Annotated in this window: 12 protein-coding genes; 2 read left to right on the forward strand and 10 right to left on the reverse strand. The window is 69.4% G+C overall.

Annotation, left to right across the window (positions count from 1 at the left end):
- Positions 1–29: 29 nt before the first annotated feature.
- Positions 30–905, reverse strand: coding sequence for a transporter substrate-binding domain-containing protein (locus JHL17_RS01075; protein ID WP_200190199.1), 876 nt, complete (start codon positions 903–905; stop codon positions 30–32).
- A gap of 247 nt (positions 906–1152) precedes the next feature.
- Between JHL17_RS01075 and JHL17_RS01080 the strand changes: the two genes are divergently transcribed.
- The gene (locus tag JHL17_RS01080) at positions 1153–2082 is read left to right on the forward strand and encodes a fatty acid desaturase (RefSeq protein ID WP_247893236.1); all 930 of its coding nucleotides are present in this window, start codon (positions 1153–1155) and stop codon (positions 2080–2082) included.
- A 33-nt stretch (positions 2083–2115) separates the two neighbouring features.
- On the opposite strand, the gene JHL17_RS01085 is transcribed toward JHL17_RS01080, so the two are convergent.
- The 7 genes from JHL17_RS01085 to JHL17_RS01115 form a co-directional block, all read right to left on the reverse strand.
- On the reverse strand, positions 2116–3120 hold the full coding sequence (locus JHL17_RS01085) for an ornithine cyclodeaminase family protein (protein ID WP_200190200.1): 1005 nt from the start codon (positions 3118–3120) through the stop codon (positions 2116–2118).
- Positions 3121–3134: 14 nt separating this feature from the next.
- Positions 3135–4103 carry an ABC transporter ATP-binding protein gene (locus tag JHL17_RS01090; protein ID WP_345773729.1) on the reverse strand — a complete coding sequence of 323 codons (969 nt, stop codon included), beginning with the start codon at positions 4101–4103 and terminating at the stop codon, positions 3135–3137.
- A gap of 11 nt (positions 4104–4114) precedes the next feature.
- Positions 4115–5101, reverse strand: a complete 987-nt coding sequence (locus JHL17_RS01095; protein WP_200190201.1) for an oligopeptide/dipeptide ABC transporter ATP-binding protein — start codon at positions 5099–5101, stop codon at positions 4115–4117.
- The gene (locus JHL17_RS01100; protein ID WP_200190202.1) at positions 5098–5934 is read right to left on the reverse strand and encodes an ABC transporter permease; all 837 of its coding nucleotides are present in this window, start codon (positions 5932–5934) and stop codon (positions 5098–5100) included. The genes JHL17_RS01095 and JHL17_RS01100 overlap by 4 nt, the downstream gene beginning before the upstream one ends.
- Positions 5934–6905: an ABC transporter permease gene (locus tag JHL17_RS01105; RefSeq protein ID WP_345773731.1), complete on the reverse strand. Its 972-nt coding sequence runs from the start codon at positions 6903–6905 to the stop codon at positions 5934–5936. Before JHL17_RS01105 ends, JHL17_RS01100 begins: the two co-directional genes overlap by 1 nt.
- 2 nt (positions 6906–6907) lie before the next feature.
- Positions 6908–8473, reverse strand: coding sequence for an ABC transporter substrate-binding protein (locus tag JHL17_RS01110; RefSeq protein ID WP_200190203.1), 1566 nt, complete (start codon positions 8471–8473; stop codon positions 6908–6910).
- Between the two features lie 63 nt (positions 8474–8536).
- Complete coding sequence (locus JHL17_RS01115) at positions 8537–9379, reverse strand: phosphate/phosphite/phosphonate ABC transporter substrate-binding protein (protein ID WP_200190204.1); 843 nt, start codon at positions 9377–9379, stop codon at positions 8537–8539.
- Between the two features lie 108 nt (positions 9380–9487).
- Between JHL17_RS01115 and JHL17_RS01120 the strand changes: the two genes are divergently transcribed.
- Positions 9488–11032, forward strand: coding sequence for an HAL/PAL/TAL family ammonia-lyase (locus JHL17_RS01120; RefSeq protein ID WP_247893237.1), 1545 nt, complete (start codon positions 9488–9490; stop codon positions 11030–11032).
- 16 nt (positions 11033–11048) lie between these two features.
- Here JHL17_RS01120 and JHL17_RS01125 read toward each other — a convergent pair whose 3' ends face one another.
- Both JHL17_RS01125 and JHL17_RS01130 read right to left on the reverse strand, forming a co-directional pair.
- Entirely contained in the window at positions 11049–11306 is a 258-nt protein-coding gene (locus JHL17_RS01125; RefSeq protein WP_200190205.1) for a helix-turn-helix domain-containing protein, read from the reverse strand.
- 98 nt (positions 11307–11404) lie between these two features.
- Positions 11405–12847, reverse strand: a complete 1443-nt coding sequence (locus tag JHL17_RS01130) for an amidase (protein WP_200190206.1) — start codon at positions 12845–12847, stop codon at positions 11405–11407.
- Positions 12848–12859 lie beyond the last annotated feature (12 nt).

Consider the following 12859-nt stretch of genomic DNA (forward strand, 5'->3'; position numbering starts at 1 on the left):
CCCGGACCGGCCGGGGGCGGATGGCCGGGTCAGGTCCGGGACCATTGCTCGCGCACGAGGGCCGGAGCGTCCTTGGGATCGATCCCGCGGAAGGCGAGGAACTCCTCGTAGATCTTCTGGATCCGGCCCGACTCATAGAGCGACTGGATGGCGATGCCGACCCAGTCGCGCCATGACTTGTCCACGTCGCGGCGCACGCCGGCGCTGGTCGAGGCGGCACGGATCGGGTCGGGCAGCAGCACGGTGCCGCGCTTCACGCGGCTGCGCAGCATGACCAGCGCCGGATGGAACAGCGAGACCGCGTCGACGCGGCCGGAGACGAAAGCGGCCCCCACCTCGTCGATGTTGGGGAAGCGTTCCAGCTTGGCATTGGTCAGGCGAACGGTCAGTTCGCGGTCCGGCGAGGTGCCGAGCACGACGCCGATGCGCACGTCGGGCTTGTCAAGGTCGCTCCAGCTCTTCGCCGCCAGACCGTCGCGGGCCAGGATGCCGAGCGCGTAATAGAACATCGGCTGCACCGGGAAATCGACGGCGAGCGCACGCTGGGGGGTCGCGTCCATGGCGAACAGCACGTCGAACTGCCCCGCCTGGAGGCCGGCGACCGCGGTTCCCCAGGTCGTTTCGACGGCGACCGGCTTGACGCCAAGTTCCTCGGCCAGGGCGACACCGGCGCCCCAGCCGATCCCCTTCCACTCTCCCGACCGCTGGTCCTTGAAGAACCACGGCTCGCCCGGCGGCGTCCCGATCCGCAGTTCGCCGCGGTTGCGAACCTGCTGGAGCGTATCGGTGGACTGCTGCGCCGCCGCCGGCGCCGGCGTGACCGCGACCAGCGAGGCCCCGGCCCCCGCGCCGGTCAGCATGATCGCACCGAGCGCCCTGCGACGCTGAATTCCAACTTCATCCATGGTCTGCACTCCCTTTTCCCAAAGGGTTATCGATGGCTTTGTTGTTTCGCAACATAAAAGCGTATGCATCGTGTGAATTCATGTAATTACCAATTTTTCAATGTATTTATATGCCGTCCCGAGAGCGCCAAGCCGCCACGCAACGCAGACGGATGCGGCTCGATGGCTCAGCTCAAGCTCCATTGCGTTATTTCCTATTTATGAGATATAGTTTAAAAATGAACAACCAATCCATATGGTGAATTATATGATCGATGTGGCCGTGCCTTCCTCCAGACGACGGGCACGCTGGCGCGGCCTGCCGGAAGCGCCGACCTGGATTCTGGCGCTGGTCATTTACGGGGGGTGGGGGCTGCTGACGTGGTTCGACCATGCCCTGCCCTGGTGGGTGGTGCTGCCGCTGGGATCCTGGCTGATCGCCTGGCACATGTCGTTGCAGCACGAGGTCATCCACGGCCATCCGACCCGCTCGGCGAGGATCAATGCGGCGCTGGGCTTCACCCCGCTCAGCCTCTGGCTTCCCTATGAGCGCTACCGCCAGTCGCACATGACCCATCACCGCGAAGAGTGGCTGACCGATCCGGTCGAGGATCCCGAATCCCGCTATGTCACCCCGGTGCACTGGGCGGCGCGCGGTCCGCTGGCGCGGACCCTTCTGCGGGTCGACAACACGCTGGCCGGCCGCCTGACCATCGGCCCGGCCCTCGCCATCGCCGGCTTCCTGCGCGGCGAGGCCGTCCTGCTGGCGCGCGGCGACCGCGAAGCCTGGACCATCTGGCTGACGCATGGCGCGGCGGCAGGGGCGGTGGCCGCCTGGGTGATTCTGGTCTGCGGCATTCCGCTGTGGGCCTATGCACTGCTCTATGCCTATCCCGGTTTCGCCCTGGCTCTGGTCCGGTCCTTCGCCGAGCACCGCGCCGCCGGGGACAGCGACCACCGCACCGCCATCGTCGAGCGCGCGCCGCTGTTCGGGCTGCTGTTCCTCCACAACAACCTGCATGTCGTCCATCATCTGCGGCCGGACCTGCCCTGGTACGCCATCCCCGCCTATTACCGTGCGAACCGGAGCGCGCTGATCGCCCGCAACGGCGGTCTGGTCTACCGGGGGTACGGCGAGGTGGCCCGGCGCTATCTGTTCACCCCGCACCACCAGCCGCCCCACCCCTTCACCCACTGACGCGGACAGGGAGTTGAGGACGCGAAGCGCCCATCAGGCAAAGCGGAGAGTCTGCCCGACGCCCAGCCGGGCAGCCTTCTCCAGAAGCGCATGGCCGAGCGCGATGTCGCTGAGGCTGAGGCCGCGATGCCAGAACAGGATGGTCTCGCCGTCGCTCTCGCGGCCCGACCGCAGACCCGCGACGATTTGGCCGAGTTCGGCATGCAGGTTTTCCTCGCTCAGCCGGCCGCTGTCGACATGGGCGCGGAGCGCGCCGAAGGGCAGCCCCTTGCGGCACTGGCCCCAGTCGTCCACCACCGTCTTGTCCATGATGTCGGTCAGCGACAGCTCGACCGCGCTCATGGTGCCGTAGGGCACGACCAGCGCCCCCTTGGCGATCCACTCCGTCTTCAGCAGCGGCGCCGGCTCATGCAGGCGCGAGGCCTCGACCACGATGTCGGCGCCGCGCACGCAGGTCTCCCAATCCTCCGTCGCCACCACCGGCTTGCCGAGGTCGCGCGACAGCCGCTCGGCGAAGCCGTTGCGGCTCTCGGGACGACGCGAATGGACACGGATCTCGTCGAAATCGAACAGCCGGTCGAGCAGCCGGACGTTCCAATAGGCGGTGCCGCGCGCGCCGATATGGCCGAGGATGCGGCTGTCCTTGCGCGCCAGATGCTTGGCGCCCAGCGCGGTGACGGCGCCGGTGCGCATCTCGGTGATGCCGGTGGCGTCGATGAAGGCCTTCGGCATCCCGGTCTCGGGATCGAACAGGTTGAGCACCGCCATTTCCGACGGCAGGCCGCGCCTGTAATTTTCGACGAAATCGCCGACCACCTTGACGCCGGCGACGCCAAGCGGCTTGACCACGCCGCGCAGCACGTTGAAGTGCCCCTTGGCCGATGTTTCGGGGATCAGGTGGACGCGCGGTTCGATCACCGTCTGGCCGCTGCCCTGGGCGTGGAGCGCCTGCTCCACCGCCGCCAGGATCTCGTCGTCGGTCAGCGCCAGCCGTTCGACGTCCGGGCCGTTCAGATAGGAAATATTGATGTCCGCCATCGCGGGGTCTCCGTTCACGCTGCCGCCGGGACGGCATGCAGGGGGTGGTGGCAGGCGACGCGGTGCCCATCCGTCAGGATGCGTTCCGCCGGCTCCTCGGCGCGGCAGCGCGCATCGGCCAGCGGGCAGCGCGGATGGAAAGCGCAGCCGGACGGGGGATTGCGTGGACTGGGCACCTCGCCGCGCAGGGGCGGCGCGCGGTGCCGATTGCCGGGATCGAAGCGGGGAACCGCCGCCAACAGCGCCCGCGTGTAGGGGTGCGCGGGGACGTTCAGCACATGCTCCGCCCGCCCGACCTCGACCGCACGGCCGAGATAGAGCACCAGCACCCGGTCGGACATGGCGCGCACCACGTCGAGATTGTGCGACACCATCAGGATGGTCAGGCCGAAATCGCGCTGCAGGCCGACCAACAGGTTGACGATGTCGCCCTGCACCGAAAGGTCGAGCCCGGCGGTCGGCTCGTCGGCGACCAGCAGGCGCGGCCGCAGCACCAGCGCGCGGGCGATGCCGACCCGGCGCGCCTGCCCGCCGCTGATCTGGTGCGGATGCTTGTCCAGCACCGACTCCGGCAGCCCGACCCGGCGCAGCAGGTCGAGCACGCCCGGCCAGGTATCCCGCTCCGCCACGCCATGGATGCGCAGCGGTTCGGCCAGCAGGCTGCGGACGGTCATGCGCGGCGACAGGGCGGCGGCCGGATCCTGGAAGATCATCTGGACATCGCGGCGGAACGCCTTCGCCTCGCGCCCACGCAGGCTTTTGACCTCGCGCCCGTCGAAACGCACCGTTCCCGCCGTCGGCGGCACCAGCCCCAGCGCGGTGCGGATCAGCGAGGATTTGCCGGAGCCGCTCTCCCCCACCACGCTCAGGGTTTCTCCCGGATGGAGGTCGAACGACACCGCGCGCACCGCCGGGACGGTGCCGTAGTTCAGCGACAGGCCATCGAGCGACAGCAGGGCGAGCGACAGCAGGGGATGACTCACGGCCAGTTTCCTCAGACCAGGGCGCAGGCGACGGATCGGCCGCCGCCGAGCGCGCGCAACGGCGGCACCGCCGCCCGGCAGGGCTCCGCCGCCTGCGGGCAGCGCGGGGCGAAGACGCAGCCTTGCGGCAGGCGCGTCGCGTCCGGCACCTCGCCGGGGATCGAGGCCAGCGTGGCGCGCCGGATGACGCCGGCGCCGATCTCGCAGGCCAGCAGGGCACGGGTGTAGGGGTGGCGGGGATCGCCCAGCACGGCGGCGGCCGGTCCGCTCTCCACCAGCGTTCCGGCATAGAGCACCACCACGTCGTCGCACAGCTGCGACACCAGCCCCAGGCTGTGGGCGATCAGCAGGATGGTGCCGCGATACTCCTGCCGAAGCTCCTCGATCAGGGCGACGATCTGCCCTTCGATGGTGGGGTCCAGCGCGGTCGTCGGCTCGTCCGCGATCAGCAGGTCGGGTTCGGCCAGCAGGGCGGCGGCGATCATGATCCGCTGGCGCATGCCGCCGCTGAACTGGTGCGGGTAATCGGACAGCCGCCGTTCGGCGTCGGGAATGCCGACGCGGGCCAGCATCGCCACCGCCCGCGCCAGCAGGGCACGGCGCCTGTCCTTCGGACGCTTGGCGCGTTGCAGGTCGACCAGTTGGGTGCCGACGCGGAAGACCGGGTTCAGCGCCGCCATCGGGTCCTGGAAGATCATCGCGAAGCGGGTGCCGCGCAGTGCCGCCAGCTCGCGGTCCGGCAGTGCCAGCAGGTCGCGACCGCCGTAGCGGATGCTGCCCTCCAGCCGCGACAGGTTGCGCGGCAGCAGGCGCGGGATGGCCGAGGCCAGGGTCGATTTGCCCGAGCCGGATTCGCCGACCAGCCCGACGACGCGCCCGCGCCCGAGATCGAGCGACACGTTGCGCAGCACATTGGCCGGACCGGCGCCGGTCGCGAAGGAAACCGACAGGTTGCGGATGGCGATCAGCGGCTCCGCCTCTTGCGGGGAAGCGGTCACGGTTCCGTCCTCAATTTGGGATCAATGGCATCGCGCAGCGCTTCACCGAACAGGGTGAAGCCCAGCGTCGCCAGCGTCAGCACCGCGCCGGCGGCAATCACCGGCCAGGGCGATTGCGACAGGGTGGTGTAGCCGTCATGCAGCAGCGTTCCCCAGCTCGCGCGCGGCGGCGGCACCCCGACGCCGAGGAAGCTCAGGCCCGCCTCAATGGTGATGACGACGGGCACGTCCATGCTGGCCAGCACCACCAGCGGCCCCAGGATGTTGGGCACCAGATGATGCAGGGCGAGGCGCAGCGGCGAGGCGCCCAGCACGCGTTCGGCCTCCAGGAAGGGGCTGTTGCGCAGACTCAGCGTCTGCGCCCGCGCCACCCGGCCGAAATGCGGGACCAGCGTCACGGCGACGATCAGGATCACCTTGTCCAGCCCAGGCCCCATCAGCGCCACCACCGCCAGTGCGAAGACGAGGCTGGGAAAGGCACTGATAATGTCGAAGGCGGCGAGGATCGACCGCTCCCCCTGCGGCGGCGCATAGGCGGCGGCGGTGCCGAGCAGGGTGCCGGCGGCGAGCGCCACGGCGATGGTCGACAGCGCCACCAGCAGCGCCACCCGACCGCCGTCGGCAAGCCGGCTCAGCAGATCCCGGCCGAGATGGTCGGTGCCGAGCCAATGCGCCGCCGATGGCCCGCCGAACCGGGCCAGGATGTTGAGTTTGTTGGGGTCATGGGGAACCATCCACGGCCCGGCCAGCCCGAGCAGCAGCACCGCCGCGACCAGCAGCAGCCCGGCGCGCCCGCCCGGATCGCGCCATATGCGTTTGAGGACGGCGTGCATCAGCGGTCTCCCGCCCGGCGGATGCGCGGGTCGAGCCAGGCATAGCTGAGATCGACGGCCAGATTGGTCAGGGTGAACAGCGCCACGACCACCAGCACACAGGCCTGCACCACCGGGTAGTTGCGCGAGGAGATCGCGTCGTAGACCAGCGTGCCGATGCCGGGCCGGGCGAAGACGATCTCGGCGAAGATGGCGCCGCCGAGCAGCCGGCCGACGCCCAGCCCAAGGATCGCCACCGTCGGGATCGCCGCCGGCTTCAGCGCGTATTTGTAGACGACCACCCGGTCCGGCACGCCATAGGCGCGCAGCGTGCGGATGTGCGGCTCGCCCAGCACCTCCAGCAGCGAGGCGCGCAGCAGCCGGGCGATGTAGCCGATCCAGCCGAGCGCCAGCGACAGTGCCGGCAGGGCCAGCCGCGCCAGCTGGTCCCCGATGTCCCCCGACCGGCTGACGCCCAGGACCGGGAACCAGTCGAGCCAGATCGAGAAGACCATCAGCAGCAGGATCGCCACCACGAAGTTCGGGATGGCGATGAAGCCGATGCTGACCGCCGCCGCCGCCCGGTCCAGGACGCTGCCCGGATGCGTCGCTGCGTAGCAACCGAGCGGCACGCCGAACAGCACGGCGATGGCGATGGCCGACAGGGTCAGGGTGACGGTGTAGGGCAGCACCTCCGCCACCAGCGCCGCCACCGGGCGCCCCGACACCACGTCGGTGCCGAGATCGCCATGCAGCACGTTCCAGACGAACAGGGCGAAGCGCTCGTGTACCGGACGGTCGAGCCCCATCGCCTGGGTGAAGGCCTGCACCGCCTCCGGCGTGGCGCGGGGGCCGAGCAGCACCTGCGCCGGGTTGCCGGAGATGAACAGGGTCAGCACGAACAGCAGGGCGACCGCCCCCGCCAGCACCAGCAGGGTGGAGGCGAGGCGCTGCCCGGCATGCCGCAGGAGGACCGGCAGGGCTCCCGCCACGGTCAGGCCGCGCCGAAGCGGTTGAACAGCTGGTCGTCGCCGTTGGGCAGGATGCCCGGCACCAGCCAGTCCTTCAGCGCATAGACGTTGACCTCGTGGGTCAGCCAGATGAAGGCAGCGGACTCGTCGATCAGTTTCTGCGCCTCGATGTAGAGGCGGGCGCGCTCGGCCGCGTCGGTGATGGCGCCGGCCTTGGCGAACAGCGCGTCATAATCCGGGTTGTTCCAGCGCTGCCAGTTCCAGCTGCCGATCTGGGCTGCGGTGAACCATTGCAGCTGGAAGGACGGGTCGGCCTTGCCGCCGAAGCGCTGGAGCGACAGTTCCAGATTTTTGCCGGCCTCGCCGTTGCCGGCCGACCAGTAGCTGCCGCCCTCCTGCACGTCGAGGTCCAGCGTGATCCCCGCCTCGGCAAGCTGCGCCTGGATAATGATGCCGGCATTCTGGTAGGCCGGCTTGTTCAGCAGCGTCAGCCGGGTGCGCAGGCCGGAGACGCCGGCCTCGGCCAGCAGCTTCTTCGCCGCGGCGACGTCGCGGGCGCGGCGCGGCGCGTCCTTCCAATAGCCGAGCAGTCCCGGCGCCACCGGGGCGTAGGCCCGGCCGACCGCGCCGTTGTAGGCGCCTTCGATCACCTGATCGACGTCGATGGCAAGCCGGATCGCCTGACGGACGCGAAGGTCGGTGAAGGGTGCCTTCTCGACATTGATGCCGATCCACACGAAGTTGATCGAGTCCTGCTTGAGGATCCTGGTTCCCGGTATCTTGCCGACGTCGGCGGCGTTCGCCGGCTCGATGGCGGTGAACTGCAGCTCGTCGGCGCGGAAGGCCAGCTCGGCGGTCTTGGAGTCACGCACCGGGCGCAGGACGATCTCCTCGAAGCCGGGCTTCGGCCCCTGGAAATCCGGGTTGGCGCGCAGGACGACGCGCTCGTTGGGACGCCATTCGGCCAGCCGGTAGGGGCCGGTGCCGATCACCTTCGTCGGCTGGTCGGCACGGTAGGCCCCGGCCTCGAACGCCTTGCGCGAGATGATCAGGCCGGAATTGTCGGGCAGCACCACCTGCCACAGCGCCGGGGCGGGGGTCTTCAGCTTGATCCGGCCGGTGTATGTGCCGGTGACCTCGACCTCCTCCAGCGCCGCCAGATCCTTGCCGTGCAGCGGAAGCTTGCCGTTGGGGCCGGGCTTGATCGCCCGTTCGAACGAGAACTTCACGTCGTCGGCGGTCAGCTCGCCGAACCCGTCGTGGAATTGCTGGCCGGGATTCAGCTCAAACTCGATGACGGTGTCCGACACCTGCTCGATGCGCCTGGCTGCCGACAGCTCCCATTCGAAGCTGCCGGGCTTGAAGGCGATCAGTCCCTGGAGGACGGAGCGCAGGATGTTGCCCTCCGGATAGCTCAGCCGGTTCAGCGGATCAAAGGGCGGCTGCACGTCGCGCGGCAGCGCCAGCGTAATGCTCTTGCGGCCCGCTCCCTTCTCGGACTGGGCGAGAACCGGCAGGGAGAAGCCGGTGCCGGCGACACCGAATGCCGCCCCGGCGGCCAGAAGCTGGCGCCTCGTCACATCGACCATGGTGGTGATCCTTCCTGTCTTGCGTGCGTTCTTGATTGTGCGTGCGTTTCGAATGGGAATGGGTCAGCCCGGCGCCGGGTAGCCGGCGGCCAGCGCCTCGGCGGCCCAGCGTTCGGTGACGGCGTAATCCGCCGGATCGGTAACGGCGAACCCGGCCAGCACCAGCGCCTCGCGCACCGCCGTCAGGCCGGGTGCCTCGCCGCTGGCCAGGAAGGCGGCGCGCAGGGCCTCCACCGCCTCGACCGGGACCGAGGGGCTGGCGACCAGCGGCGGCATCGCCACCGGATCGGTGCTGGCGACGATGCGGATGCGCTTTCCAAGTTCGGGATCATGGCGCAGCATCAGCTCCAGCGTGTAGCCGTCGAGCGGTGCCACATCCGCGTTGCCGTCCAGCACGGCGTCGAGCACCCGCTTCGGCGTCACGCAGGGGCCTACCGTGGCGGCATAGAGCTTTGGCCGTTCCGCCGTGCGGAAGCGCAGCAGATGGTGGCGCGGGGCGTTATAGCCGGAATGGGAATGATCCACTGTGAAGGCCAGCCGCCCGCCGAAACTGTCCTCCAGCCGGTGGATGGCGGATGTCGCCCGGACCACGAAGTCGGTCCGGTATTCAGCCCGCCCGCCATAGCGGGCCCCTGCCGGCACCGGTGCGGCGACGATCCGGTGCCGGGAGCCGGCGCGCACGAAGGGCCAGCCGCACATGAAGGCGGCGCCGAGATCGTCACGGCTCCAAAGATCCTCCAGCCGGGCCGGAAAGCCATGGTCGAGCACCACAAGCGGCACGCCCGAGCGCAACGACACCCAATCGAACAGCGCCCGCCATGCGGCAGCGGCCTCGGCGTTCGGCGCGTACATCCGCGCATTGGCGGCCAGCGCCCCGCCCTTCCCGCTTTCCCCTGCGACCGCCATGTTTCACCATCGATTTGTGTTTTTCATATTTTAGCCGATTAAATTGATAGACAAATAACGTGGGGATCAATAGGAAAATGATTAGAAAACTACAGATGTGAACTGGAAATGCGGCAGGACCCTCTGGTGCTCGGCGCCGGCCCGTTGACGATCGAGGCGGTGGTCGGGGTGGCGCGGCAACGGCAGACCGTCGCCCTCGGTCCGCTGGTGGCGCCGCGCATCGCCGCGGCCCGCGCGGTGGTCGAAAGGCTGGCGGAAGCGGAAGTCCCGGTCTATGGCCTGACCACCGGGCTTGGGGCCGGCGTGGACACCCGGCTGACGGCCGACGATCTCATCGCCTTCCAGCACCGGGCGGTTCCCGCCCGCGCCGTCGGGGTGGGGCGGCACCTGCCGACCGACATCCTGCGCGCGCTGATGCTGGTCCGCGCCGCCGGCTATGCCGCGGGCGGCAGCGGGGCGTCGCCGTCGATGCTGCACGCGCTGGTCGCCGCGCTGAATGCCGGCTTTCACCCGCTGGTGCCGTCCAAGGGCTCCATCGGCGCCGACGACCTCGCCCCGCTCGCCCATCTCGGCCGCGCCCTGCTGGGCGACCCGGAGGCCGAGGCGGAGGTCGGCGGAGACATCCTGCCCGCCGACACCGCGCTGGCCCGCGCCAGGTTGGCGCCGCCGATCCTCGGTCTCAAGGACGGCCACGCCATCGTCGTCGCGAACGCCCTGTCGGTCGGCCAGGGCTGCCTGGTGCTGGAGGATGCCCGCGTGGCGCTGGACGCGCTGGATGCGGCTGCGGCGCTGAGTTGCGAAGGGTTCCGGGCGCAGTTGGAGCCGCTCGACCCGCGCGTCCAGCAGGCCCGCCCCGCCCCCGGACAGGCGCAGGCCGCGGCCCGGCTGCGGGCCCTGCTCGCCGGCAGCGCCCTGGAGAAACCGGGGGCCGCGAGGCGCCTTCAGGATCCTCTGAGCTTCCGCTGCCTCGCCCCGGTCCACGGCGCCGTCCGCGTGACGCTGGAGGCTGCGCGCGAACCGGTCGCCATCGAACTGAACGCCGCCGCCGATAACCCGCTGGTGGTGGCCGAAGCGGGAATTGGCGAGGATGCCGGGAGCGAAATGCTGCACAACGGCAATTTCGACATGACCGCCTTGGTTCTGCGTTTCGAGGCGCTGGGACAGGCGCTGGCCCAGGCGGCGACCATGGCGGCCCACCGCACGATGAAACTGATGTCACCCGCGGTTTCCGCCCTGCCGCGCTTCCTCACCCCGCAGGGCCAGAGCCGCACCGGCTTCGCCACCGTCCAGAAGACGATTGCGGCGCTGGAGGCGGAAATCCGCCATCTCGCCTTGCCGATCTCGCTGGGCGTCCTGCCGGTGGCCGACGGGATCGAGGACCATGCCTCGATGGCGCCCGCCGTCGTCGCCAAGACCGGCGAGATCGTCGAGCGGCTGCGCTGGCTGACCGCCATCGAGTTGGCCGCCGCCGCCCAGGCGGTGGATTTTCGCGGCCCCCTCGTTCTCGGCACCGGCACCCGCGCGGTGCATGCTTTCGTCCGCGGTCTCGTCGCGCCGCTGCAGGAGGACCGCTCGCAAGGACCGGACTTCGAACGGCTGGCCCAGGCGATCGCCGCCGGCAAGCTTCAGCAGGCCGTTGCGGCCATTGCCTGATTGCCGGACCATGCCCTCAGGTCGATGCCCCTTCGTCCATGCGGCCGGCAAGGCCGGACTCCGCGAAGGCGCCGGACGGCATCGCAAAGAAGTCGGCCAGACCAATTGGAAAGCTGTCGAGAATTTTCTCCAGGGAGGAGACGGACGGACTGACCTGGTCCTTTTCGATCAATGAAATCAGTCCATTGCTGAGTCCCGACCGTCTGGCCAGGGCGCGCTGCGACAGCCCGTGGGTCTGGCGCAGGCTTTGAAGCTTCTTCCCAAGATCGGTCATTTCGATAACCCGATTGCTCCCGATTGCCGAAGATCAGGTTTCTGGAAGGCCGGCCGGATCGGCACCGCAGTCCTGGGTTCGAGCTGGCCCCGATCGGTTCAGCGGATGTCCGGACGCCTGTCGTGCCAGGGGCGCGCCCGCTCCAACTGCCCGGCAAGGCTGAACAGCAGGGCGTCCTCGCCCAGCCGGGTGGCGATCTGCACGCCGATCGGCAGATTCTCGGCGTTCCAGTGCAGCGGCACCGACGCGGCAGGCACGCCTGTGCAGTTGTACAGCGAGGTGAAGGCGCTGTAGCGCCGCAGCCCCTCGTAATAGGCGTCGAGGTCCGTGCTGCCGGTGTCCACGGTATGGAGCGGCAGCGGCGGCGCGGCGAAGGTGCTGGTCAGCAGCACGTCGTAACGCTGGAAGAAGCTGCCCAGCACCCGCGCCAGCCGATGGATCGTCCACACCGAGCGCGCCAGATCCTCGCCGCTGTAGGATTGCGCCTCCTGCGCCCACAGCCATGTGATTGGTTCGACGTCCTCGGCGATCACCCGGCGACCCAACGCCTCGCCGCGCAGGCGCAGCACGTTGGCGATGTTGGAGGCCACGATGATGCGGGTCGCGCGCTTCATCGCCTCGGCGTCGATGGCGGGACGCGCCTCCTCCACCTCGTGACCGAGATCGGCGAGCAGCCTGGCCGCCGCGTGCACCGCCTCCACGCAATCCGGGTGTATCGCGTTGCCGCCATGGTCGGTGGTCTGGAAGGCGATGCGCAGCCGCGGCGGTTCCTGCGTCACCGCGTCGAGGAAGCGTCCGGCGAAGGCCGGGGCGGCGTAGGGATCGCCCGGTTCCGGACCGTGGGTGGCGTCGAGCAACGCCGCGTTGTCACGCACCGAACGGGTGATCGCGTGATGGACCGACAGGCCGTTCCACCCCTCGCCGTTGTCGGGACCAAAGGGGTTGCGGGCGCGGGTCGGCTTCACCCCGAACACGCCACAGTTCGACGATGGGATGCGGATGGAGCCGCCGCCGTCGGTGCCATGCACGGCGGGAACCAGACCGGCGGCGACCGCCGCAGCCGCACCGCCGCTCGACCCGCCGGCGCTGCGCGACAGATCCCACGGATTGCGCGTCGGCCCGAAAGCCGAAGGAGCCGTCTCGCAGGCCAGCCCCAGCTCGGCGGTGTTGGTGTAGCCGAGCACGATGAGCCCCGCCGCCCGGTAGCGCGCCGTGATGGTGGAATCATGGTCGGCGACGTTGTCCTGCCACAGCCGGCCGCCGTTGCTGGTCCGCTGGCCCTTGTAGAGGATGTTCAGATCCTTCAGCAGGAACGGCACCCCGGCCAGTGGGCCGGCCAGCGGATCGGAGGGGTCCGTCGCGGCCGCCACCCGCCGGGCCTCGTCATAGAGGGTGTGGACGACCGCGTTGATCGCCGGGTTGATCAGTTCGATGCGCCGGATCGCCTCCTCGATCAGTTCCAGCGGGCTGATCGCCCGGTCGCGCACCAACCCGGCCAGCCCGATGGCGTCATAGCGTTCGTATTCGGGGAAAAGCGACATGATCGGCGGTAT

Origin of the sequence: Azospirillum endophyticum (genome assembly GCF_016595245.1) — a bacterium.
GTDB lineage: Bacteria > Pseudomonadota > Alphaproteobacteria > Azospirillales > Azospirillaceae > Azospirillum > Azospirillum endophyticum.

What these genes read in the sequence shown, in the direction of transcription:
- JHL17_RS01075 (WP_200190199.1), bottom strand. Translation starts at nt 905, where the DNA reads ATGGATGAAGTTGGAATTCAGCGTCGCAGGGCGCTCGGTGCGATCATG.
- JHL17_RS01080 (WP_247893236.1), top strand. Translation starts at nt 1,153, where the DNA reads ATGATCGATGTGGCCGTGCCTTCCTCCAGACGACGGGCACGCTGGCGC.
- JHL17_RS01085 (WP_200190200.1), bottom strand. Translation starts at nt 3,120, where the DNA reads ATGGCGGACATCAATATTTCCTATCTGAACGGCCCGGACGTCGAACGG.
- JHL17_RS01100 (WP_200190202.1), bottom strand. Translation starts at nt 5,934, where the DNA reads ATGCACGCCGTCCTCAAACGCATATGGCGCGATCCGGGCGGGCGCGCC.
- JHL17_RS01110 (WP_200190203.1), bottom strand. Translation starts at nt 8,473, where the DNA reads ATGGTCGATGTGACGAGGCGCCAGCTTCTGGCCGCCGGGGCGGCATTC.
- JHL17_RS01115 (WP_200190204.1), bottom strand. Translation starts at nt 9,379, where the DNA reads ATGGCGGTCGCAGGGGAAAGCGGGAAGGGCGGGGCGCTGGCCGCCAAT.
- JHL17_RS01120 (WP_247893237.1), top strand. Translation starts at nt 9,488, where the DNA reads ATGCGGCAGGACCCTCTGGTGCTCGGCGCCGGCCCGTTGACGATCGAG.
- JHL17_RS01125 (WP_200190205.1), bottom strand. Translation starts at nt 11,306, where the DNA reads ATGACCGATCTTGGGAAGAAGCTTCAAAGCCTGCGCCAGACCCACGGG.
- JHL17_RS01130 (WP_200190206.1), bottom strand. Translation starts at nt 12,847, where the DNA reads ATGTCGCTTTTCCCCGAATACGAACGCTATGACGCCATCGGGCTGGCC.